At 46.4% G+C, this 21,913-nt stretch carries 23 protein-coding genes; 12 read left to right on the forward strand and 11 right to left on the reverse strand.

The genetic code is table 11. The annotated features are described in order from the left end of the window. Positions 1-10 precede the first annotated feature (10 nt). The 3 genes from AB0763_RS07945 to rsuA all read right to left on the reverse strand — a co-directional run bounded on the left by AB0763_RS07945 (position 11) and on the right by rsuA (position 2,645). On the reverse strand, positions 11-676 hold the full coding sequence (locus AB0763_RS07945; protein ID WP_306100217.1) for a DUF2913 family protein: 666 nt from the start codon (positions 674-676) through the stop codon (positions 11-13). Next, the gene (locus AB0763_RS07950; RefSeq protein ID WP_306100218.1) at positions 673-1,878 is read right to left on the reverse strand and encodes a Bcr/CflA family multidrug efflux MFS transporter; all 1,206 of its coding nucleotides are present in this window, start codon (positions 1,876-1,878) and stop codon (positions 673-675) included. The genes AB0763_RS07945 and AB0763_RS07950 overlap by 4 nt, the downstream gene beginning before the upstream one ends. Before the next feature lie 62 nt (positions 1,879-1,940). Then, entirely contained in the window at positions 1,941-2,645 is a 705-nt protein-coding gene (gene rsuA, locus AB0763_RS07955) for a 16S rRNA pseudouridine(516) synthase RsuA (RefSeq protein ID WP_306100219.1), read from the reverse strand. 65 nt (positions 2,646-2,710) lie between these two features. Between rsuA and AB0763_RS07960 the strand changes: the two genes are divergently transcribed. Continuing rightward, positions 2,711-4,480 carry a DEAD/DEAH box helicase gene (locus tag AB0763_RS07960; protein ID WP_306100220.1) on the forward strand — a complete coding sequence of 590 codons (1,770 nt, stop codon included), beginning with the start codon at positions 2,711-2,713 and terminating at the stop codon, positions 4,478-4,480. A gap of 138 nt (positions 4,481-4,618) precedes the next feature. Continuing rightward, a complete protein-coding gene (gene rplY, locus AB0763_RS07965; RefSeq protein ID WP_306100221.1) occupies positions 4,619-4,897 on the forward strand; it encodes a 50S ribosomal protein L25 in 279 nt (92 codons plus the stop codon). A 332-nt stretch (positions 4,898-5,229) separates the two neighbouring features. Here the strand turns inward: rplY and AB0763_RS07970 are convergent, their stop codons facing one another. Further along, positions 5,230-5,523, reverse strand: coding sequence for a DUF1289 domain-containing protein (locus AB0763_RS07970; protein ID WP_306100222.1), 294 nt, complete (start codon positions 5,521-5,523; stop codon positions 5,230-5,232). 113 nt (positions 5,524-5,636) lie between these two features. Between AB0763_RS07970 and AB0763_RS07975 the strand changes: the two genes are divergently transcribed. Beyond that, entirely contained in the window at positions 5,637-6,071 is a 435-nt protein-coding gene (locus AB0763_RS07975) for an META domain-containing protein (RefSeq protein ID WP_306100223.1), read from the forward strand. Between the two features lie 39 nt (positions 6,072-6,110). Here the strand turns inward: AB0763_RS07975 and AB0763_RS07980 are convergent, their stop codons facing one another. The 3 genes from AB0763_RS07980 to AB0763_RS07990 form a co-directional block, all read right to left on the reverse strand. Continuing rightward, complete coding sequence (locus AB0763_RS07980; RefSeq protein WP_306100224.1) at positions 6,111-7,061, reverse strand: class I SAM-dependent methyltransferase; 951 nt, start codon at positions 7,059-7,061, stop codon at positions 6,111-6,113. Beyond that, positions 7,058-7,768 carry a TIGR01621 family pseudouridine synthase gene (locus AB0763_RS07985; protein WP_306100225.1) on the reverse strand — a complete coding sequence of 237 codons (711 nt, stop codon included), beginning with the start codon at positions 7,766-7,768 and terminating at the stop codon, positions 7,058-7,060. Before AB0763_RS07985 ends, AB0763_RS07980 begins: the two co-directional genes overlap by 4 nt. A 139-nt stretch (positions 7,769-7,907) precedes the next feature. Beyond that, positions 7,908-9,251, reverse strand: a complete 1,344-nt coding sequence (locus tag AB0763_RS07990; protein WP_306100226.1) for a sodium-dependent transporter — start codon at positions 9,249-9,251, stop codon at positions 7,908-7,910. A 446-nt stretch (positions 9,252-9,697) separates the two neighbouring features. On the opposite strand from AB0763_RS07990, the gene cls reads away from it, so the two are divergent. Together cls and AB0763_RS08000 are read left to right on the forward strand one after the other, a co-directional pair. After that, positions 9,698-11,152, forward strand: a complete 1,455-nt coding sequence (gene cls / locus AB0763_RS07995) for a cardiolipin synthase (protein ID WP_306100227.1) — start codon at positions 9,698-9,700, stop codon at positions 11,150-11,152. 84 nt (positions 11,153-11,236) lie between these two features. After that, on the forward strand, positions 11,237-12,427 hold the full coding sequence (locus AB0763_RS08000; RefSeq protein WP_306100228.1) for a cystathionine beta-lyase: 1,191 nt from the start codon (positions 11,237-11,239) through the stop codon (positions 12,425-12,427). Between the two features lie 62 nt (positions 12,428-12,489). On the opposite strand, the gene AB0763_RS08005 is transcribed toward AB0763_RS08000, so the two are convergent. Genes AB0763_RS08005 through pspA form a run of 4 tightly spaced genes read right to left on the reverse strand, consistent with a single transcriptional unit; the run spans position 12,490 to position 14,350 of the window. Beyond that, positions 12,490-13,050: a DNA-3-methyladenine glycosylase I gene (locus AB0763_RS08005; RefSeq protein WP_306100229.1), complete on the reverse strand. Its 561-nt coding sequence runs from the start codon at positions 13,048-13,050 to the stop codon at positions 12,490-12,492. A 25-nt stretch (positions 13,051-13,075) separates the two neighbouring features. After that, positions 13,076-13,444, reverse strand: coding sequence for an envelope stress response membrane protein PspC (pspC, locus tag AB0763_RS08010; RefSeq protein ID WP_306100230.1), 369 nt, complete (start codon positions 13,442-13,444; stop codon positions 13,076-13,078). Then, positions 13,431-13,667: an envelope stress response membrane protein PspB gene (gene pspB / locus AB0763_RS08015; RefSeq protein WP_306100231.1), complete on the reverse strand. Its 237-nt coding sequence runs from the start codon at positions 13,665-13,667 to the stop codon at positions 13,431-13,433. Before pspB ends, pspC begins: the two co-directional genes overlap by 14 nt. 2 nt (positions 13,668-13,669) lie before the next feature. Beyond that, positions 13,670-14,350: a phage shock protein PspA gene (gene pspA, locus AB0763_RS08020; protein WP_306100232.1), complete on the reverse strand. Its 681-nt coding sequence runs from the start codon at positions 14,348-14,350 to the stop codon at positions 13,670-13,672. A 219-nt stretch (positions 14,351-14,569) separates the two neighbouring features. Between pspA and pspF the strand changes: the two genes are divergently transcribed. The 7 genes from pspF to AB0763_RS08055 all read left to right on the forward strand — a co-directional run bounded on the left by pspF (position 14,570) and on the right by AB0763_RS08055 (position 21,748). Then, complete coding sequence (gene pspF / locus AB0763_RS08025) at positions 14,570-15,589, forward strand: phage shock protein operon transcriptional activator (protein ID WP_306100233.1); 1,020 nt, start codon at positions 14,570-14,572, stop codon at positions 15,587-15,589. A 160-nt stretch (positions 15,590-15,749) separates the two neighbouring features. Beyond that, positions 15,750-17,369, forward strand: coding sequence for an ABC transporter substrate-binding protein SapA (gene sapA / locus AB0763_RS08030; protein WP_306100234.1), 1,620 nt, complete (start codon positions 15,750-15,752; stop codon positions 17,367-17,369). Beyond that, positions 17,369-18,331, forward strand: a complete 963-nt coding sequence (locus tag AB0763_RS08035; protein ID WP_306100235.1) for an ABC transporter permease subunit — start codon at positions 17,369-17,371, stop codon at positions 18,329-18,331. The genes sapA and AB0763_RS08035 overlap by 1 nt, the downstream gene beginning before the upstream one ends. Beyond that, positions 18,318-19,205 (forward strand): ABC transporter permease subunit, encoded by an 888-nt coding sequence (locus AB0763_RS08040; RefSeq protein WP_306100236.1) that lies wholly within the window; start codon positions 18,318-18,320, stop codon positions 19,203-19,205. Before AB0763_RS08035 ends, AB0763_RS08040 begins: the two co-directional genes overlap by 14 nt. Then, positions 19,206-20,228: an oligopeptide/dipeptide ABC transporter ATP-binding protein gene (locus AB0763_RS08045; protein ID WP_306100237.1), complete on the forward strand. Its 1,023-nt coding sequence runs from the start codon at positions 19,206-19,208 to the stop codon at positions 20,226-20,228. Further along, a complete protein-coding gene (locus tag AB0763_RS08050) occupies positions 20,206-20,988 on the forward strand; it encodes an ATP-binding cassette domain-containing protein (RefSeq protein WP_306100238.1) in 783 nt (260 codons plus the stop codon). Before AB0763_RS08045 ends, AB0763_RS08050 begins: the two co-directional genes overlap by 23 nt. Continuing rightward, positions 20,924-21,748 carry a DUF2927 domain-containing protein gene (locus AB0763_RS08055; protein WP_306100239.1) on the forward strand — a complete coding sequence of 275 codons (825 nt, stop codon included), beginning with the start codon at positions 20,924-20,926 and terminating at the stop codon, positions 21,746-21,748. The genes AB0763_RS08050 and AB0763_RS08055 overlap by 65 nt, the downstream gene beginning before the upstream one ends. Positions 21,749-21,913: the final 165 nt, after the last annotated feature.

Below are 21,913 nucleotides of genomic sequence, written 5' to 3' on the forward strand. Positions count from 1 at the left end.
AAACCTTCTGTTATTGTGCGCGATAAGAAAAGGGAATTTCAGCCAATCTATCGCCTAAGTTATTGGGGAAAATCAAATATTCTCCGTGGTATTTCACGTTGGATTTATAGTCAGTCACTTTATGCACTAAAAAACCGTGCTCAAAGGCCATTGAAATAAACGCTTGATGATTACCGCGCACAAACCAACTCATTGGTTTTATCAATTGTTCTTGTTCAAAATTGTCAGAACATTGATCAGCGCACAACACCAACGAGTCTTGACCTTCAGTAAAAATCTGAACTTTTCCTTGATTAACAACTGGCTCAGAGGTGCTGACTTCCCAATCCTGTGCTTCCATTGCATCGAGAAATGCTTCTATTTGGTTGTCTGTTACCGCAACAACAGGTTGCCCCTCAGCCGGCAAAATCTCGCGATAAAAGGCACGAATATTGGCAAAGAGTTGTGGAAACTGTGCCTGATTGCCTTTAGAGCGCCCCATCTTTTGCCAGCGAATCAAATCCGGTTGAACACTTCGAGGAAACTGTTTGTCTTTGATTTTTTTGGTCATCCACCGCAATAGAAAATGATTGTTGGCCACCGGAGCATCGACCAAACGGCCTTTTTGATGCTCGGCTTCCATCGATGTCAGGGCTTCAGTGACCACGTTTTGTATGTCGTAACCGTATTGATTCACGCTTTTCTCCCAAAAATCCAATAACACGATGCAGAACAAAGTGCACACAGTGCCATAATAAATAACATTGGCCAGGCTTTATCTCCAGGTAAGGCGGCAACGACCGCACTCATCACAGAGCCCATACCAAATCTCAAGGTTCCCGTTAACGAAGAGGCGGTTCCCGCCATGTGTCCATAGCCACTGAGCAACAATCCCATCGCGTTACTGCCAATCATGGAAATGGTGCCGATGAACAGCATGACAAAAACCACAACCGCCGTGATACCACCATCCAATAGCCAGGTAAAAAAGAGCCCAATCCCCGCGGTTAATTGTAACGTCAAACCAAGGCGCAACATGGCATGTGACCCCATGCGACGAACGAGACGGCTGTTGACCATCGTCAGCGCAATCATGGAAAGAATATTCAATCCAAACAAATACCCGAAGTATTGTGCCGGTATCTGATAGATTTCAATATAAACGAAAGAGCCTGCGGTCACAAAAACGAACATGCCGCCAAACGAGAACGCACCGGCAAAAATCAAGCCCATCACCGTTGAATTGCGCAGTAAAGAAGCGTAATTTTTCAGCGTCGCTGACAGTTTAAGAGGTTGCCGATGTTCGGCTGCCAGGGTTTCTGGAATTTTCCACAGCACCAACGCAATCACGAGTAGAGAAAACAGCGCTAACGACCAAAATATTGCACGCCAACCAAACCAATCGGCCAAGTGACCACCTAATAAAGGGGCAACCAAGGGGGCCATGGTCAGTACCAAGGTGACAAATGACATCGCACGTGAAAACTCTTCGCGGTCAAACATGTCTCTTACCACCGCTTGCACAATCACCGCCGCTGCCGCCCCCGCAAAGCCCTGCAAGGTACGAATAAAGGTTAAGGTCTCCACCTGTTCAACTTGAGCACTGGCCATGGCCGCCAAGGCAAAAGCACCAATCCCCAACAGCAACACAGGCCGACGACCATAACTGTCGGCTAACGGGCCGTGAATCAACTGACCAATCGCAAACCCGGCAGCATAAGCGGTTAAGGTCAATTGCACCGCCCCTGGTGTGGAATTTAATGCTGTGGCAATCGCGGGCATGGCCGGTAAGTAAAGATCAATGGCCAGAGGGGTCAATCCCCCGATGGCACCGAGAATGACAAACAACAACAAATTGACCTTGGGCCGCTCAATCGCGGCGCCAGCAGATGAGGCCATAAAACTCTCCAAATAGGCAAGGGTATTTTTGATCGCCAACCGCCATGGGGGCGAACTCTGTGTTAATGACTCAGTACTGACGCCACTTCTTCTTCAGTCAGGTAACGGTATTCGCCCGGCTCTAGCTCTGGGTCGAGTTGAATACTTCCCACGGACTCGCGATGCAGGTGTTCCACTTTGTTACCAAGCGCTGCAAACATTCGCTTTACCTGATGGTATTTGCCTTCACTGATCGTCAACAAAACTTCGTTCTCTTCTCGGTCGACAATCTCCATTTTCGCCGGTAAAGTGGCGCTTTTTTCGTTGCGAAGCTCAATGCCCTCAAGCAGTTTTTGCTGGTAATCCTCACCAATCGGGTCGACAAGCCACACTCGATACGTTTTTTCACAGTGATGTTTAGGGGAGGTGATGCGATGCGACCATTGACCATCGTCAGTCAGTAACACTAACCCTGTGGTATCAACATCTAAACGGCCGGCAAAGTGCAATTTTTCCACATTGACTTCATCCAATAAAACAAAGGCGGTGTGATTAAAGCCATCTTCATGAGAACAGACAAAACCTTGGGGTTTAAACAGCATAATATACCGCAAACCATGGGCACTTAATTGACGGCCTTGCCATTCAACACTCTGACTATCATCAACTTTTACCGCCGCGCTTTTGGTCGTGACCCCATCAATTGTCACTTCGCCAGATTTAATGATTTTGCCCGCTTCTTTGCGAGTCGCGCCCAATGCATTACACAAAAATTTATCTAGTCTCATGCTTACCTCATTTGATTTAAGTGCGCTATTATAGTGCGCTTTTAATGAAATAATAGAGGGGGAACATGTTTTCATTGCGGCCATACCAAGCGGACGCCGTTCGCGCTGTGATTGACTATTTCCGTCGCTACCAAACGCCATCCGTACTCGTTCTACCCACCGGAGCCGGAAAGAGCTTAGTCATTGCCGAATTAGCACGAATTGCCAAGGGCAGAGTCTTGGTATTAGCGCACGTCAAAGAATTGGTGCAACAAAATCACGAAAAATATGAAAGTTATGGCGTTGAGGCGAGTATTTTTTCTGCCGGTCTTGATCGCAAGGAAACGTCCGCTCAAGTGGTGTTTGCTTCTGTTCAATCCGTGGTCAGAAACTTAGACCTGTTTCAGGACGCCTTTTCTCTACTGGTCATTGATGAGTGCCATCGCGTACCTGATGACAAAGACAGCAGCTACCAAAAAGTGATTGCGCATCTCAACCAACTCAATCCGAAGATGAAAATTCTCGGTTTGACCGCTACCCCTTATCGCCTTGGCAAAGGCTGGATTTATCAATACCACACAAGGGGACAAGTCAAAAACCAACAAGCGTGCTTTTTTCGCGATTGTATTTTCGAATTACCCATTACTTATTTAATGGATGAAGGCTACCTTACCCAGCCTCGCATCCTCGATATGGCGATGCTCAGTTATGATTTTTCAACCTTAAAACCCAATGCACATGGGCATTTTCAGGAAAGTGAAGTCAACGCGGTGATCGATGCTCACCAGCGTGTCACCCCGCAAATTATTGCCCAAGTCATCGAATACGCTCAATCTCGACAAGGGGTTATGATTTTTGCTGCCACCGTCACCCACGCTCAAGAAATAATCAATTACCTACCCGCTCAACAAACGGCGCTGGTGATTGGTGACACCCCCACCGAACAACGCGCAGAGATAATTCGCTCTTTTAAACAAAAGCAGATCAAATATTTAGTTAATGTCTCGGTTTTAACCACCGGCTTTGATGCGCCCCATGTCGATTTGATCGCCGTTTTAAGACCAACTGAGTCCGTCAGCTTATATCAGCAGATCGTCGGTCGAGGATTAAGACTGGCAGAGGGCAAGAGCGATTGTTTGGTACTTGAATACGCGGGTAATCGACACGATCTCTATCAACCTGAAGTCGGCGATCCCAAACCGGATTCACAAAGCGAAATGGTTACCGTCCCCTGCCCTGCCTGTGGCTTTAATAATAACTTTTGGGGGAAATTGGATGCCAACGGCTTTTTACTCGAACATTATGGACGGCAATGCCAGGGCTATTTTGAAGAGCCAGATACACTAGAACGTGAACACTGTGGTTATCGTTTTCGGGCCAAATATTGCGATCAGTGTGGCGCTGATAACGATATTGCGGCTCGTCGCTGTCATCAATGTGAGGCGGTGTTGGTCGATGCCGACAAAAAACTCCGCGATGCCCTAAAGCTCAAAGACGCCTTAATTTTTGAATGTATCGACATGCAAATTAAAGCAGAAAAAAGCGCCCAAGGTAAGCCACAGCTCAAAGTCACCTACTTTAGTGATACGACCCAAGTTCACGAGTTCTGGCCTTTAGCGACTAAAGGGCAAAAACAGCATTTTTTAGATTGGTTTGTCCCTCGCCATCTTTGTGACCGACACCGTCCATTTACCGAGACTGCGGCGTCAAAAATTGTCAACAATGCGCATCGCTTCCAACCACCGAGTCTCGTCATTGCGTTTAAAAAAGGGCGCTTTTGGAAAGTAAAAGACAAATTATTTGAGAAGCCAACTCATTATCATCAGATCATGACTGAAAATGCTAAGGTTTATTAATCCCAGCCTTGCTTAACTCGGCGAGCGGTGTTAGTATCCGCGCTCGCTCAATCGTTAAAAGTGATGAGCGAACAGTATATTAAGCAAGGTCGCATTGCTTTTTATCATTTAATTTTTTACTAATTTGAGAGTAAAACTATGAAATTTCAAGCAGTAGTACGTACTGAACTAGGTAAAGGTGCGAGCCGCCGCCTACGTCACGCTGGCCAATTCCCAGCAGTTGTTTACGGTGGTGAAGCAGCGCCAGTCGCTATCTCACTAAACCACGATGACATCATCAACCAAATGGACAAGCCTGAGTTCTACGAAGCAATCACTCTTGTGATCGGCAACGAAGAAGTTAAAGTGAAGCCACAAGATGTTCAACGTCACGCGTTTAAGCCAAAAGTTGAGCACATGGATTTCATCCGCATCTAATTGCCCCTTACCAAGGCAAATAGACACCTTTTGCATGATCCGGACTTACCACCCGAAATCGTGATATTTAACCCCAGCTGCTACCAACAGCTGGGGTTTTCTTTATTGCCTACCACATAGCACAGCTCACTGCGTATTCGGGTTTGTCTAATACCAATCAAGCTAAATAGCGGGTCACCTTAACTGGTTAAAAAACCCGATAACATCGTTATAAAAATAAATTTAAAAACAATAACTTAATTCATTTCATTTACAAGCAAGTAGGTTGCCTTGTTCTCAAGCTTAATTCTGCGCTATCGTTGACCACATACTTAATCGGATTGGTAAAAGGGTTAAAAAAGCGAGTCTTGCGAATGAGTGATGTCAATGGGCTCGGGTTGAGCTTTCGTGTGGTCTCGATTGCCTTGTCGCCGACGATAGCGCAACTGACACAAACGCAATACGGCTTTTTGCTCTGCAGGGGTCATTGACAACCAGTTGAAACGCTCCTGCCTTTTTCGCATGCACCCCAAACAATAGCCTTTTTCATCCAAGTGGCAAACGCCCACACATGGACTTGGTACAGAAAAAAATTCAAGCTGTTGCACAACCACCCCCACCCTTATTTTTGTACAATAATTATACATCAAAATAATCATCCAGCAGGATAATGGATGAAAATTCACTTGAACTTCACAAGCGATCAGCGGTGTTTGATTTAAGCTTAACGCATCTCTTCACTATTATAGATAAAGGTCAAATGATGAAGTCTATTCCCTTGGTAAGCGCTCTCGCTTTGTCCCTTTTCCTTGGCGCGTGCAGCTCACAGCCCGATAACACGCGTTTAACGGTGCAAAACCAGGATATTCAACACGATTGGCGATTAATGTTGCTCGACGGCAAAGAAATTGCCGATACCCCACGCAATGCACAGTTTACTATCACGGACACCTTGGCCATCCAAGGACGAAGTGGATGTAATCAATTCTCGGGCCAGTTGAGCTTAGAGGACAACCAATTACAAATCCACCAGGCCCTGGCAACCAAAATGTTGTGTCCGCCCAATCAAATGCAGCAAGAACAGGCCTTGTTTAACCTACTCAACAAAGGCGCTGATGTCACCACGACCAACAAACTGATGATATTGACCAATTCAAGCCACAGCGCTGCTTTTATCAAAACCAGTCCACAATAACCGGATACCAGTCTGATTGTGTTTGTGGTCAGATTGGTATCAGACTTGGCTGGCGAAGTGTAAGACTTTCAAAGCCGACTCAGGGTTACTATCGACAAAAGCACTTGGGTTGTCTAGGCGTTCAATAAAGCGAAATTGCGGGGCATGAGTCGCCATACTGTCAATTAAAAAGTGACTGTCGACATCTGGGGCATTAACACAAGCGAGTACCTGCCCATCGGCCGTTTGTAAATCGGCCAAGCGCCTGAGGATTTTTTGGTAATCCTTGGTCAATGCAAAGCTGCCTTTTTGAAACGACGGCGGGTCAATGACAATGAGGTCATAAGGGCCATATTTTTTGATCTTGCCCCATGAGCGGAAAATGTCGTGGGCAAAGAAATGAACTTTGGCGTCGTGGTCTGGGTTGAGCTGATGATTTTTTCGCCCGGTCGCCAACGCGCCCTTGGCCATGTCTATATTGACCACGGAGCTCGCCCCACCAGCGACGGCGGCGACCGAAAAGCCGCACGTATAAGCAAATAGATTGAGTACCTTTTTGCCATGACTGTGCTGTTTTACCCATTCACGGCCTGCTTTCATATCAAGGAACAAACCCATATTTTGGTTTTTTCCCAAGGTTAAATGATATGCCAAGCCATTTTCGTAGCCAATTTGGCGCTCAATCAATTCACCAACGACCACATCCAGGTCATTATCCGCTAAATAACGATGCTGAATAACAATGTGCTCACCGCCCGCTTGTTGCCACTCTTGGGTTAAGCTAATCGCTCTCAATCGGCTTTGTAATCGCTCGAGGCTCGGCCCGTCATAACATTTAAACAACTGTACCAACATGGTTTGATTTACCCAATCAACAGTGATCTGTTCAAGCCCTAGGTAAAACCGACCACGGCCGTGAAATAACCGCGTCAATTGATTGGGTTTTAAAGCAAGTTGCTCGATGAGGTGCTGCTCTAGCCTTTGTAGAGCGGAGATATTCAGAGTTATCATCTTGTCAGTCTTCCTGGTAAAGTAGGCCAATTAAGTAGCCAAGGGCTCTGCCAGTCCCCTTGGTTGAGATGGCGCTCTAACGTGGGAGATTGCCAGTACACACCCTGGCTTTGTGTGCGCGGATCGCACCTAAACTCAAAACGTTGACCTTGATAGACAAAGCAAATTGCATAAGCGTGAAGGTAACCGCGATCACTATCGGTGGCCCCTGTATAAATCCCATCACCGAGAATTGGCGCAGAGAGTGATTTTAACGCCACTCGAATTTGATGGGTTTTACCCGTATAAGGTTTGCACAGAAATGCCCGCCGACCTTGCTCTAACGACAAAGAGAAAAACTGCGTTACCGCTGGATTTTGTTGGCTTTTCATTAACTTCCATGCTGAGCGACGACTTTTCTCCATATCACCGCATATTAAGCCCTGCTTTTTTTTGGGCTTGTGAGCACTGATCGCCAGATAAAATTTGTCGATTTCTCGCTTGGCAAAGCACTGAGCTAGCTCAGCGGCTGCCTGAGCTTGGGTGGCTAGAATAAGGAGGCCGGATGTCATTTTGTCGAGTCGGTGTACTAGGTACAAATTGGGCAAACCAAGCACCGCACTGACGGTCTCCACTAGCCCGTGTTCCTGTTGGTCCTTGTGAACCGAGATCTCTGGGTGTTTATTAATCACCACAAAGTCCGGGTGTTGAAAAATCAAATCAAACATTGTGCCTCCGAGAAATTGCCGGACAGTATACGTGATGCGATTGAGCACACCAGTAAAAAAGCGCCCAATCAGGACGCTTTTTCATGGTCACTTCACCATAAGCTTCATGTGCTCATGACGTGCCAAGCTGATGAAGGCACTATAGGATCGAAAACACAAACACAGCGATGATCGCAACAGGGCAAACAAATCGGACATAGTGTGGCCAAATCTTCCAAAACAGTGACTGTTCGATTTCAGGACAGCCTTGCGCAAGCTCTTTTAATAGTGAATTACGGTGCCAAACCCAACCGGCAAAAATCGCCCAAATTGCGCCGAGAATGGGCTGCATGTACACGGTGGTAAAGTCCGCCACTAAACCAAACAAATGTTCAAAATTCAGTGCAATAATGACACTCAACAACATGATAACCGCCCCCATGATCCAGGTGGCTTTACCGCGGTCCACACCAAACTCATCATGAATACAAGACACCGGTACTTCGAGAAGCGAGATCGACGAGGTCAAAGCCGCAATCACCATTAAAATAAAGAAGCCCACCCCAAGCACAACGCCGGCATTGCCCATGGTATCAAACATCGAGGGCAAGACTTGGAAGACCAAACCACCTGAACTTATCAAGTTACCCGCCTGATCAAAAATCTCAACGCCATTGTGCTTCGCCACATACATGGCCGGCAGAATGAGCAAGCCAGCAGCAAAAGCGACACCGGTATCAATAAGGGCAACTTGTTTTGCCGTTCTCGGGATATTGATGTCTTTACTCAAGTAAGAGCCGTAGACCATCATGGTCGTTACTCCTAGTGAGAGAGAAAAGAACGCTTGCCCCATCGCATCGACAAACAGCGCAGGGGACAGATGAGAAATATCGGGTATCAAATACGCCGTTAAGCCTTCCATTGCCCCCTCTTGAGTAAAGATATAGACGATCATGATTGCAAATAGGACAAACAACATTGGCATTAAACGGGTCGACCATTTTTCAATGCCATCGGAAACGCCTTTTTTAACCACTAAAACGGTTAATGCAGAAAACAATAATGTAAGTAACACATTGCGACTGTTACTAAAATCCGTCAACCACGTACTGGCTTGATGATACTGCAGCGCGTCTAAAATAGGGGCACCGGCAAAACCGACTAACCAACCGGCCAAAATGGAATAAAAGCTCAACAATAGCGAGGCGACCAACATGGCGATTAAACCCAGTAATACCGCCACCTTCTTTTTTCTTGGTAACAGAGCGCGCAGCGAGGAAACCGGGTTAGATTGACCGTGACGACCAATGGTTAATTCGGCCACCAGCATAGGATAGGCAAGTAAAAACACCATCAACAAATAAATCAATAAAAAAGCTGCGCCGCCATTACTGGCCGCTTTGGTAGGAAATCCCCACACATTGCCCAATCCCACCGCAGAGCCTGCTGCAGCCATTATAAAACCCATTTTCGACGAAAATTGGCCTCTCGATGCATTTGCCATAATTTGCGCTACCACCTCATTCCTCACCCTGCTCAAGGGCGTACAAAAATATTTACAGCCGCTTCACTGCTGCCATAACCTAAAATCGTGGCAAGTAAATCAGTTTCAGCGTAAAATGAAAAGTGCTATTAGTATATTTTTCTGTCTTTTATAGGCAAAAGTTGACTTTCCGCTATTTTTTTGTTCAGTTTGTCTTCGTTTAACTGGTAAAACATCAAAGTAGTAGCATAAACGCACATCGAGTTATGAAGTCAGCGTTCACCTGAGCTTCCCCCCGTCTTGACGTCGGCTCTGACGAGATCTTTTTTATTTCGCCACTTCACAGCCTGCTTACACTCAGGCAATATGAGCTCATATTGACCCTTTTCCAGCACGTCACGCTTACCCAAGGGAAAGGAAGCAACAAACGAAATGTTTGTCTGTTATAGGATACTATTTAGGTCTCTATGGAAAAATTTTATCACTTCCTTACATTGGCAGGTATTGGCTTATATTGGCTGTTGGTGGCCGGTGTGACCTTGCGAGTCGTACTCAAACGCCGAGCTTTGAGCGTGTCGCTCGCCTGGTTAATGATCATTTATATTCTGCCGATTGTTGGTGTACTGAGTTATTTTTTATTTGGCGAATTAAACTTAGGACGCAAACGTGCTGAGCGAGCAAAGAGAATGCTCGGCCCTTTTGCTAATTGGTTTAATAGTTTACATGATTGTATTGATCACACCCCAGAATCCCTCGGTCGTCACATCTATCGAATCGATCAGTTGTGCAATAACCGTTTAGGCTTGCCTGCGCTTAGTGGCAATCAGTTAGAGCTGTTAACCGAGCCGAATCACATCTTATCAAATATCATCAAAGACATAGAGAACGCCAAGCACTCCATTCGTATGGAATTTTACATTTGGCAACAAGGCGGCTTAGTCGATTCGGTATCCGCGGCGTTAATTCAAGCGGCAAAGCGCGGCGTGAGCGTGCGTATCCTACTTGATTCTGCTGGCAGTCGGCGCTTTTTTAACTCCCATTGGCTTACCATGATGAAACGAGCCAATATTCGTATCATACCCGCGTTAAATGTAAATTTGTTCCGAGCATTTTTCCGCCGTTTAGATTTGCGTCAGCACCGTAAGATCATCGTCATTGACGATAACACCGCCTATTCAGGTTCAATGAATATGGTTGATCCCGCTTATTTTAAACAAGGCCGCGGTGTGGGTCATTGGGTTGATATTATGGTCCGTATCCAAGGCCCAACGGTGAACGTATTATCCGCCATACACTGCTGGGACTGGGAAGTCGAAACCGGAGAACGTCGCCTGCCAAATAAACCTCAATGTTCCATTGAAGACACCGGGGTGCCAAACCCGATTCAAGTGGTCCCTTCAGGGCCTGGGATGCCAGAGCATTTGATCTCACAAGTGTTGATTGTGGCAATTCACCAAGCTCAGCGTAGCGTGCGTATCACCACCCCCTATTTTGTGCCGAGCGCCGATTTACTCGAAACGCTCAAGATGACGGCTCAGCGTGGTGTTAATGTCAGTATTATTATCCCGAAGAAAAATGATTCAATAATGGTGCAATGGGCATCAAGAGCTTTTTACACTGAGCTTTTGCAAGCGGGAATCACTATCTATGAATTTGACGGTGGCTTATTACACACTAAATCTGTGATCATTGATGAAGACTTTTGTTTGGTCGGCTCAGTCAATATTGATATGCGCAGTTTGTGGCTTAATTTCGAACTCACCTTAGCAATCGACGATGCGCATTTCACCGAGTCTTTACGCCAATTACAGCAAAGCTATCAAGCGTCATCGGCGTCAGTCAACTTGCAGCATTGGCAACAACGCAGTCTGTATTCTCGTGTTCTAGAAAGAATTTTTTACTTATTCAACCCACTGTTGTAACTTGGTAGGCACTTGGGCTGATTTCCTAGAAAAATATCCCTCTAATTATTTAAATTCAACACTTTATTGCCGACAAGGATAATTATGTCAGAAAAAAAAACCACACAGCTTATCCAAGCAGGCCGTGACAAACAATGGACACAAGGCGTGGTCAATCCACCGATTCAACGCGCTTCTACTGTGGTGTTTAACAGCGTCGCAGAGAAAAACGCCGCCACCTTAAAACGCGGCGAAAAAACCCTGTTTTATGGACGCCGAGGCACCAACACCCATTTTGCTTTTCAGCAGGCGATGACCGAGCTCGAAGGCGGTGCCGGGTGTGCGCTTTACCCTTGTGGAACAGCCGCCATTTCCAATGCCATCTTGTCTTTTGTCGAGCAGGGCGATCACATTTTAATGGTCGATACCTGTTACGAACCGACGCGTGACTTTTGCAATACCATGCTTAAGAAGTTAGGTGTAGAAACTACTTACTATCCACCAACGGTGGGCAGCGATTTGGTCGATTACATTCAGCCCAATACCAAACTGCTCTTTACGGAGTCACCCGGCTCAATCACCATGGAAGTGCAAGACATCCCCACCTTATCTCACATTGCCCACCAGCACGACATTATTGTCATGTTGGATAACACTTGGTCTGGCGGTTTGCATTTCTCACCGTTTGAGCACGGGGTTGACATTTCGATTCAAGCAGCAACGAAGTACATAGTCGGTCACTCCGATGTCATGCTCGGCACGGCTGTCGCCAGCGAAGCGCTGTGGCCACAGTTGCGCGAACAAAGCTACTTAATGGGCCAATGTGTCTCACCCGATGACGCTTATACGGGCCTGCGCGGCATAAGAACGTTAGATTTGCGTTTAAAACAGCACGCCCAAAATAGCTTGGCGGTCGCTCAGTGGTTGGCTCAGCATCCGTTGGTCGCTGAAGTGCGCCACCCCGCATTAGAATCGTGCCCTGGTCATGAATTTTTCAAACGCGATTTTACCGGTGGCAATGGCTTGTTCTCGTTCATCCTCAAACACAGTGATAGCAAAGCAACCACCGCCTTATTAGACAACCTCAAGCACTTTAGTATGGGGTTCTCCTGGGGCGGATATGAGAGCTTGATCTTAGCCAATGAGCCAAAAAGTTTCACCAGTTTGAGAACAGTGGCCAACCCCAACTTTGACGGTACCCTGATCCGATTACACATCGGACTGGAAGATGTGTCGGATTTAATCGCCGACCTTGAACAAGGTTTTGAACACTATCAAAATACCTTAGCTCAATAGCCTCACACCAAAAGGGGGCAACTCAATGCCCCCTCATCAAAAATCAAAACCGGTGTTTGCCATTATGACTTTTTTCGGCAAGGGCAAGACACCAAGTGATCATTCACCATTCCCATTGCCTGCATAAAGGCGTAACAAATGGTTTCTCCGACAAAACGAAAACCGGCCTTTTTCAAAAAGACACTCATGGCTTTGGATTCTGGAGTGGCTGTGGGAACTTGGCAGGCTGTTGTCCAATGGTTGACGATCGGTTGATGATCGACAAATTGCCACAACGCATGGGACAGACTGCCCCACTCTCGCTGTAATGTGAGAGCAGCTTGGGCATTACTTACCACCGATTGTAATTTTTTGCGATGTTTAATCACGTCATAGTCGGTCATAATACGTTCAATGTCTTGCTCATCAAAGTCAACAATCTGCTCTAATTGATAATCAACAAAGGCTTGCCGGTACGCATCACGGCGCTTGAGCACGGTGAGCCAACTCAATCCAGCTTGTGCCCCCTCTAGGGTAATAAACTCAAATAAGATACGATCATCGTACACGGGTACCCCCCACTCACTATCGTGATAATCGCGTTCTAGTGGGTGATGCAATGACCAAGCACATTCTTTTGTCATGATGACTCCATTATTTGATAATCGCTTACAACTGACGAAACGCTTGGTCGACGGAATATTGTGAGGATGTCACATAAGCTTCAACCTTAACCACTTTTTGCTCAATGTTTTGCAGGTTGCGCTCAACATCGGCAAGTCGTTGACTGACACTCACTCCCTCTTGCCACGTGTGCTGCTTGAGCTTATCGACTTTGGGATCACGTCTTTTTTCCAATAAAAAGCTCATGGCTAAATAAGCGAGTAGTGTCAACATGGCTCCACCGAGCAGCGACACACTTATCACACACACTCTAACCAGCCATACCTCGACTTCGAGATAGCGTGCCACTCCAGCACACACGCCACTGAACACCGCGCGCTCAGGATCGCGCGCTAAACTATTATCCTTGATCATACTGCCTCCAATCCGGTGATGAGGCATCGAGAATACGCTCTAGCACATCGACTCGCTGCTGCAGTTTATGAGCTTGTAACGTCAAACGCTCGAGTTTTGCCGCTTCTTGTTGACTGAGCCCATTGGCGTTACGGCGCTTAGTTCGGTAGTGCAGTACCAACCACAAAGGGGCGACAATAAGACAAAACAATGCCAATGGCACACTCAAAAACATGAATGACATAGTTACTCCTTAATCGAGTTTGCTTTTTGCGCTTCAATTTGTGCTTTCATTGCCGCCAACTCTTGTTCGATCTCATCTTGCGCTTCGAGATCATTAAACGCTTGTTCAAGCTCCGATGATGGCTTGCTCGCCACATCGGCTTGCCCTTCTAAGTGATCAATTTTACGGGCCAATTGTTCAAACTGCGCTTCGTATTTTGCCACTTGTACGCGATTGATGTGCGATTGAACTTTACTTCTCGACGTTGCCGCTTGTTCTCGAATCAACAAGGCTTGCTGCTTGGCCCGCGTCTCGGTAATTTTTTGTTCCAATTTATCCACTTCCGAGCTCAGTTTAGCCAAATTGTCATCAATGGTTTGCTCATCTTGAGCCATCGCTTCCACGACTTTGGCCAGTTTATTCTTCTCGATGATAGCCGCGCGTGCCAAATCATCTCTGTCTTTACTCAGAGCTAAACGCACTTTGTTTTGCCAATCTTCAAGCTGTTGCGTACGTTGATCTTTGACTCTGGTTAACTCGCGCTTGTCCGCTAAGCTCTTGGCCATCTGGGTACGAACTTCCACCAGGGTATCTTCCATTTCTTGAATGATAAGACGGATCATTTTTTGTGGGTCTTCGGCTTTGTCTAACAAAGCGCTAATGTTGGCACTGATAATGTCACTAAAACGCGAAAATACACTCATAATACCTCCCTCACTCTGGGGCTAAACTTGGCGTAGCACCGCCGACACAAGGTTTATAGCCAGCGAAAATAAGCCGTAATAAACCCTTTACACAAGGATAAATAACCAAGAAGCATGCCAATATATAAACCCCATCAATATGAATGACTTACTGGATTTCTCTCTATAACCCGCTAGTATGAACAGTAACACTCACCAAAAAATGGTCAAAATAACCACATGATAACCCCCCCAACGACTCAGGTCTTAATCGGCGAGGCCGCGAACTTTTTGGCTGCAGTGGAAAAAGCCTCCCTATTAGCCACCGTCAATCGCCCGGTTCTCATTCAAGGTGAGCGCGGAACGGGCAAGGAACTGTTTGCCGAACGTTTGCACTATTTATCTGCGCGCTGGCAACACCCTTTGATAAAAATTAATTGCGCGTCATTCTCACCGCAACTGCTCGAAAGTGAATTGTTTGGCCATGAAGCGGGGGCGTTTACCGGTGCCAAACAGCGCCGATTAGGCAAATTTGAGCGTGCCAATGGCGGTACCCTTTTTCTCGACGAAATCGCCACATTGACCTTAGAAGCGCAAGAGAAAATGTTGCGTTTAATTGAATACGGTCAATTTGAACGCCTCGGAGGCCAACAAGTACAACAGATCGATATTCGCGTGATTGGTGCAAGTCATCAATGCTTAAAAAAAGCGGTACAACAAGGGCAGTTTCGCGCAGACTTACTCGATCGACTCGCCTTTGATGTGGTTCATGTGCCGCCATTAAGCGCACGCCAAGATGATATTCTTCCCTTAGCAGAACACTTTGCCATCCGCTGGCAACAAGAACAAAAGATCAGTTACTTTGGTGGTTGGTCGACTTTTGCCAAGCAGGCCCTGTTAAATTACACTTGGCCTGGCAATGTTAGAGAGTTAAAAAATGTGGTCGAGCGCAGCCTTTACCACCATGGAAAAAACACTCCCGTGGATCAGGTGATCCTTGACCCCTTTCAAGCACCCTGGTCATCGCCCGAATCAGATTCAAACGTCAGTACACCAAGGCGCCAAGCGTCTGACATCACGTTTCCACTTGATTTTACTCAACAGCAAGATCAATTCAGCCGCGATTTAATTAAGCAAGCCTTGGCATTTTATCAATACCATCAAAAGCACACCGCACAAGGATTGAATTTAAGCTATGATCAATTAAGAGGTTTAATGAAAAAATATGACATTCATCGAAAAATAAACACTCGTGGGTAAAAAACCTCTATTCATTGACTTTAGACGATTTGTCGTTATACATAGTAAAAATCAATAAGCCTTTACTGTCAGAACAAGGCTTTACCTTGGTCACAGTTCAAAAGCATGTTAGATTATTCACTTATTTGTGAACGCATACGCCACAGACAGACATCACGCAATGAAAACATATATTCGCTTCACTCTTGGTTTATTGGGCGTTGGATTTTTAAGCGCTTGTGACGCCTCACCGCAAGTGGAACAAATTCGACAAAGCGGCTTTGTCTATTGTGGCCAAGCGGCGCCCAGTACATTTAACCCTCAGTTAGTCGACAGCGGGATCACCGCAGAAGCCCTGAGTCCGCAAATTTACGATCGGCTTGTCACCCTAAACCCGGTGACTCATCGGCCAGAGCCCAGTTTGGCTCGCGATTGGCAAATCAGTAACAATGGAAAGACCTATACGTTTTATTTGCGTCGTGATGTGCAATTTCAAACGACCGATTGGTTCACCCCGAATCGCCCGCTAAGAGCGCAAGACGTGGTCTTTAGTTTTCAACGCATCTTAAATCACGACAATGATTATCACGAGGTCAATGGTGGTCATTATCCTTGGTTCACTGGCATTGATTTTCAAAATATCGTCCACTCTGTGACCGCTCTCGATGCACACACGGTTCAGTTTGAGCTCAATAATGCCAATTATGCTTTCCTGTCTGACATTGCCACCAGTCACGCGGTGATCTTATCGCAAGAGTACGCCCAACAATTAGCAGCGCGCGATGAAAAAAATCACATAGACCGATTTCCGGTCGGTACCGGCCCTTTTTACCTTGAGCACTACAAAACTGGCGATTGGATTCGCCTCAAGCGCAATGAGGCCTATTGGGGCGAAAAAGCCAAAATGAAGCAAGTGGTGTTTGACGTATCCAAGCGTGGCACCGGCACGCTTGCCAAATTGCTGCGTCAAGAATGTGACGTGCTCAATTCTCCGATATCCAGTCAAATTCCAATCATTGAGGACAATGAAAAATTACAGTTAACGGCCACCCCGGCGATGAACGTGGCCTTTGTGGCCATCAACACCCAAAGAGCCGTGGTGAATAACCCGCGAGTTCGCCATGCCCTCAACTTAGCGATCAACCGACAAAACATTCTCGATTCGGTCTATTACGGTCGAGGGGTACGCGCGGATACATTATTGCCTCCCTCTTCTTGGGCTTATCGCCGCGATTCCATCACCATTCGCTATGACCGCAATTACGCTTTAGCTCTATTGCGCGATGCCAACGTTAAAGCAGGAACACAGCTGACCATGTTTGTGCCTCTTGAGCCAAGAGCTTACAACCCCAGTCCAAGAAAAACCGCTGAGCTTATTAAGTCAAATTTAGCGGATATTGGTATCGCTCTCGACATCATTACCGACAAGGAAATGCAAAAGCCGAGTCGTGAGCAACTCAGTCATATTGACTTATTGCTCACCGGCTGGATTGGCGATTCTGGTGAGCCAGACAACTTTTTAAGGCCTTTGCTGTCCTGTGAGGGAAAAATTGCAGGGATTAACATTTCACATTGGTGCAATGAAGACTTTGATGTACTCCTTGACCTTGCCCTTGAAACTGAGCGCTTTCGCTACCGACGAAATATTTACTTTCAAGCACAAAATATCATGAACCAAGATTTTCCTGTGATCCCGTTGGCCCATGGCATGCAATATCGCGTCAGTGACACCTCGTTACAGGGGTTTATTAATAGTCCTTTTAACGCGCAGCCCTTCAACCTAGTTGAGAGGGTACACTGATGTTTTTGTATACCCTACGCCGAATTAATTTATTCATCATTACCCTGTTGATTTTGACCCTGGTCGGCTATTCACTCTTGCGATTAGACACCGATTCAGCGTGGGCACATGCCGATTTTTTTTCCGGCTGGTATCGTTACCTTCTTGAGCTGATTCAGTTTAATTTTGGTACCAATCAACAAGGTTTACCGATCAGTGAAGAGCTCAAAATCGTTTTTCCCGCTACACTAGAACTGTGTGTAACCGCATTTTTTGTCAGCCTCTTGATCGGACTCCCAGCGGGAGTATTAGCGGGAATGAAACCCGGCAAATGGCAAGATACGGTCATTTCTTTTTTATCGATGGCCGGCTCATCTGCCCCCATTTTTTGGATTGCCATGCTACTGATCATGACTTTTTCACTCCACCTGGCATTTTTTCCTGTCTCTGGTCGCTATAACCTACTTTACGAGATCCCCAACGTGACTGGGTTTGCCAGTATTGATGCCCTGCTCTCGGACAGTGCCTATCGCATGGCCGCGTTTTACAGCGTGCTGCGTCATATGGCGCTACCTGTGGTGGTCTTGGCGCTTTTTCCTACGATGCAAATGATCATTTTAATCCGTAATTCCGTCACCGATGTGATGAAAAACAATTACATCCGAGTAGCAAGAATTCGCGGTTTATCCAATGTACAAATCATTGTCAAACACGTACTCCACAATGCCATCCCACCCGTACTGCCTAAAATCGGCGCACAGCTGTCAAGCATGATGGCATTGGTATTTATTACTGAATCTATTTTTAATTGGCCCGGAATTGGCCGTTGGTTGCTCGATGCATTATTCAATCGCGACTTTCAATCCATCCAGGCTGGCGTCATGGTGGTCGCCACTGTCGTGTTAACGGCTAATATTTTATCTGAGTTACTCGCCGTACTGATCAACCCAAGAATGAGGAATGACTGGTATGCAGCCAAATAGCGTTTATCAAGAAGAGCATATCCCTACACAATTTGAACGGTTTTGGCGCAGTTATCGTAGCAATAACTTGGCCATGTTTGGCTTGTGGTGCTTTTTATTGATTTTACTGATCACGGTACTCTCACCTTGGATTGCCCCCCATGATCCGCAAATGCAAAGTAACCACCTTCTCACTCCGCCATCATGGGACACCAACGGTACCGTTGACTATTTTCTCGGTACCGACGATTTAGGTCGCGATATCTTGTCGCGTTTGATTATTGGTTCGCAAAGTACCGTCGGATTAGCCTTAATAGTGACATTAATTGCCGGTGTTATCGGCGGGCTGATTGGCGTATTTGCCGGTATGACCAAGGGATTATTATCGAGTACACTAAATCACTTACTCGATACCATCATGGCCATCCCTTCACTGCTACTGGCTATTGTTATCGTCGCCTTTTTAGGGTTTGGGGAAATTAATGTCGCCTTTGCCATTGGTTTGTCTTTAATTCCCGGGTTTATCCGCTCGGTTTATACTGCGGTCAGTCGCGAAGTCAAAAAAGATTACATCATGGCCGCGAGACTCGATGGCGCCAAAGATTTTTACTTGCTATGGCATTCGATCATGCCCAATATCTTAACCGTCATTTCGGCCGAATTGACCATGGCTTTGTCTTTGGCCATTCTCGATATGGCGGCTTTGGGCTTTTTAGGCCTGGGTGCCCAAGCGCCTAGTACAGAATGGGGGGCAATTTTGGGCGATTCCGTTGAACTGCTTTATTTGGCCCCTTGGACCGTTACCTTACCAGGCTTGTTTATTATGTTTACCGTTGTTGTTATTAACCTCGTCGGTGAAGGAACCAGACAAGCACTTAACGCGGGGATTGAATAAATGCCATTATTGGATATTCGCCACCTCACCATTGAAATTGAAACCCCTCAAGGTCGTGTCAAAGCCGTTGATCGCATGAGTTTAACTTTAACCGAAGGTGAAATTCGCGGCTTAGTCGGTGAGTCTGGCTCTGGTAAAAGCTTGGTCGCCAAAGCCCTTGTTGGAGTATGTAAAGAAAATTGGCGTGTCAGTGCCGACCGAATGCGTCTTGGCAATATCGATTTATTGCAGTTGTCCGCCAAAGAACGGCGCCGAGTGATCGCCCGCGATATTGCGATGATATTTCAAGAGCCCAGTACTTGTTTTGACCCATCCGAAAGCGTTGGCAATCAATTAATGGAGTCGATTCCCAACCGAGCACTCAAGCGCCCGTGGCCATTTCGAGCCGCAGAAAGGCGCAAGCAAGCCATCGCTCTATTACACAAAGTCGGTATCAAAGAGCACAAGCGAATTATGCAAAGCTATTCCTACGATTTAACCGATGGGGAATGTCAAAAGGTCATGATTGCCATGGCGATCGCCAACAAACCCAAAATATTGGTCGCCGACGAACCAACCAATGACCTTGACCCCATTACTCAAGCGCAAATTCTTCGCCTGCTCAGCCGTATGAATCAAATTGGCAATACTACGATCCTCTTGATCGGCCACGATCTCAATACCATTACCCACTGGGCTAAACGGATCACAGTCATGTATTGTGGACAGTCAGTTGAGTCTGCAGAAACGGCCAAACTGCTCAACGAGCCAAAGCACCCTTACACTGTGGCCCTGCTCAATGCGATGCCCAATTTTGCCGAGCGCATTCCCCATAAACACAAATTACAATCGTTACCAGGCTCGATTCCGCCACTTCAGCACTTACCGATAGGATGCAGGCTCGGGCCTCGCTGCCCGTATGCGCAACGACAATGCGTTGAAATACCTTATACTCGCACCATAAAGAACCACAAATTCAGTTGTCATTTTCCTTTAAACTTTACGGAGCCAAAGCCAAAATATGAGCGCATTGTTGGAAGTTGAGCAGTTAAGCAAACACATCGTCACGCGCTCAGGCTTGTTTCGCAAACAAGTCACTGAGATTGTAAAACCGATGAGTTTTCAACTCGAAGTGGGTGAAACCCTGAGTTTTATCGGTCAAAATGGCTCAGGAAAATCGACTTTGGTCAAAATGCTCGCAGGCATAATTGAACCCAGCTCAGGGCAAATTCGCGTTAATGGCGAGCGGCTAGAGCATCGCGATTACAGCACTCGTTGCAAGCTGATCCGCATGATATTTCAAGATCCCAATACCTCGCTTAACCCAAGGTTGCAAATAGGCCGTATTCTAGAGGGGCCACTACAACGCAATACTAATATGTCGAGTGATGAACGAGTAAAACGAGTAAAAGAAACCTTGATTCGAGTAGGATTGTTGCCTGAACACGCGTATTTCTACCCACAAATGTTAGCGTCAGGACAAAAACAAAGAGTGTGCCTTGCCAGAGCTTTGGTGTTACAGCCTTCGGTCATCATTGCCGATGAAGCCCTCAATGGCCTCGATATGGCGATGCGCTCGCAAATCATTAATTTGTTTCTCTCTTTACAAGAAGAAATGGGCGTTTCCTTTGTTTATGTATCACAACACATTGGCGTGGTGAAACACATCAGTGATAAAGTCATGGTCATGCACCAAGGGGAAGTCGTTGAATGTGGATTAACTCAAGAGGTGATTAACCATGGCCAGCACCCGATTACTCAACGTTTGGTGGAAAACCATTTTTACCACTCTCCAACGCGCTAGTTTTATCGGTTTACTTGGATGCTTTACCATCAACTCATCAATGGCTTCTTCACCGGATGAGCACTGGAAAAATGCTGACTACATCACCTATGCTTTTCGCGAGATAGCACTACACAACGAATACGACACCACACATACTCAGCAACCTCTGCGCAAGTGGCAAGGCCCAATCCGCTATTGGATTGAGCATCAAGTTGGTCAGCAAGCACCTCATCAACAACTGGTCGAACTGCATTTTCAGCATCTTGCCAGTCTCACTGGACTGTCAATTACCACCGCAAGCAGCCGAAAAGCCGCCAACTTTGTCATTGTGTTTACTCAGGCCTCTCACTTTGAGAGAGCCGTAAGAACAACCTTAGGTAAAGCACCGATTGACGATGCGATATGTCAAGCGGCTTTACGTATTCGCTCTCACCGTATCACGTTTGCCGGTACCGTCATTCCTGTGGATTATGCTCGAGAAAAAGGCAAACTGTTGGCCTGTATTGTCGAAGAGCTTACCCAGTCACTGGGCTTGCCCAATGACTCAGACAAGGTTTTTCCGTCGATTTTTAATGATGCTTCACCCAACGACTTGCTAAGCCCCTTAGACGTGATCTTACTGAAATTACTTTACCACCCGGCACTAAAAAGCAGTGCGCCGATGTCAACGAATTTAACCACCATTCAACGTCTCGCCCAGCAATTTGCCAAGCCATCAGAGGTGGAAAAGGCCGAAGAGCAGGCTCGCTTTGCCCCTCTTGCTCAACTGGTCAATTAACACAGTATCGCGCCACCATCGATAAACGGGCTAGGCTTACCCCCTGCAATCCCGGCTATTTTGTAATCTTGCTCACATTTTAAACACAACAAGACAATAATATTGCCGTCAACAACTTGTCATGATCTAGTATTAGTTTAGGCCAAAGGAAAGGCTGATGTCCCT

The sequence above is a fragment of the Vibrio sp. HB236076 genome, assembly GCF_040957575.1.
In the GTDB taxonomy this organism is placed as follows: Bacteria; Pseudomonadota; Gammaproteobacteria; order Enterobacterales; family Vibrionaceae; genus Vibrio.

What these genes read in the sequence shown, in the direction of transcription:
- pspB (WP_306100231.1), bottom strand. Translation starts at nt 13,667, where the DNA reads ATGTCATTCATGTTTTTGAGTGTGCCATTGGCATTGTTTTGTCTTATT.
- rsuA (WP_306100219.1), bottom strand. Translation starts at nt 2,645, where the DNA reads ATGAGACTAGATAAATTTTTGTGTAATGCATTGGGCGCGACTCGCAAA.
- AB0763_RS07985 (WP_306100225.1), bottom strand. Translation starts at nt 7,768, where the DNA reads ATGTTTGATTTGATTTTTCAACACCCGGACTTTGTGGTGATTAATAAA.
- AB0763_RS07950 (WP_306100218.1), bottom strand. Translation starts at nt 1,878, where the DNA reads ATGGCCTCATCTGCTGGCGCCGCGATTGAGCGGCCCAAGGTCAATTTG.
- cls (WP_306100227.1), top strand. Translation starts at nt 9,698, where the DNA reads ATGGAAAAATTTTATCACTTCCTTACATTGGCAGGTATTGGCTTATAT.
- AB0763_RS07980 (WP_306100224.1), bottom strand. Translation starts at nt 7,061, where the DNA reads ATGATAACTCTGAATATCTCCGCTCTACAAAGGCTAGAGCAGCACCTC.
- AB0763_RS08045 (WP_306100237.1), top strand. Translation starts at nt 19,206, where the DNA reads ATGCCATTATTGGATATTCGCCACCTCACCATTGAAATTGAAACCCCT.
- AB0763_RS08000 (WP_306100228.1), top strand. Translation starts at nt 11,237, where the DNA reads ATGTCAGAAAAAAAAACCACACAGCTTATCCAAGCAGGCCGTGACAAA.
- AB0763_RS07960 (WP_306100220.1), top strand. Translation starts at nt 2,711, where the DNA reads ATGTTTTCATTGCGGCCATACCAAGCGGACGCCGTTCGCGCTGTGATT.
- AB0763_RS08040 (WP_306100236.1), top strand. Translation starts at nt 18,318, where the DNA reads ATGCAGCCAAATAGCGTTTATCAAGAAGAGCATATCCCTACACAATTT.
- AB0763_RS08005 (WP_306100229.1), bottom strand. Translation starts at nt 13,050, where the DNA reads ATGACAAAAGAATGTGCTTGGTCATTGCATCACCCACTAGAACGCGAT.
- AB0763_RS07975 (WP_306100223.1), top strand. Translation starts at nt 5,637, where the DNA reads ATGATGAAGTCTATTCCCTTGGTAAGCGCTCTCGCTTTGTCCCTTTTC.
- sapA (WP_306100234.1), top strand. Translation starts at nt 15,750, where the DNA reads ATGAAAACATATATTCGCTTCACTCTTGGTTTATTGGGCGTTGGATTT.
- AB0763_RS08055 (WP_306100239.1), top strand. Translation starts at nt 20,924, where the DNA reads ATGGCCAGCACCCGATTACTCAACGTTTGGTGGAAAACCATTTTTACC.
- pspF (WP_306100233.1), top strand. Translation starts at nt 14,570, where the DNA reads ATGATAACCCCCCCAACGACTCAGGTCTTAATCGGCGAGGCCGCGAAC.
- pspC (WP_306100230.1), bottom strand. Translation starts at nt 13,444, where the DNA reads ATGATCAAGGATAATAGTTTAGCGCGCGATCCTGAGCGCGCGGTGTTC.
- AB0763_RS08050 (WP_306100238.1), top strand. Translation starts at nt 20,206, where the DNA reads ATGAGCGCATTGTTGGAAGTTGAGCAGTTAAGCAAACACATCGTCACG.
- AB0763_RS07990 (WP_306100226.1), bottom strand. Translation starts at nt 9,251, where the DNA reads ATGGCAAATGCATCGAGAGGCCAATTTTCGTCGAAAATGGGTTTTATA.
- rplY (WP_306100221.1), top strand. Translation starts at nt 4,619, where the DNA reads ATGAAATTTCAAGCAGTAGTACGTACTGAACTAGGTAAAGGTGCGAGC.
- AB0763_RS08035 (WP_306100235.1), top strand. Translation starts at nt 17,369, where the DNA reads ATGTTTTTGTATACCCTACGCCGAATTAATTTATTCATCATTACCCTG.
- pspA (WP_306100232.1), bottom strand. Translation starts at nt 14,350, where the DNA reads ATGAGTGTATTTTCGCGTTTTAGTGACATTATCAGTGCCAACATTAGC.
- AB0763_RS07970 (WP_306100222.1), bottom strand. Translation starts at nt 5,523, where the DNA reads ATGTATAATTATTGTACAAAAATAAGGGTGGGGGTGGTTGTGCAACAG.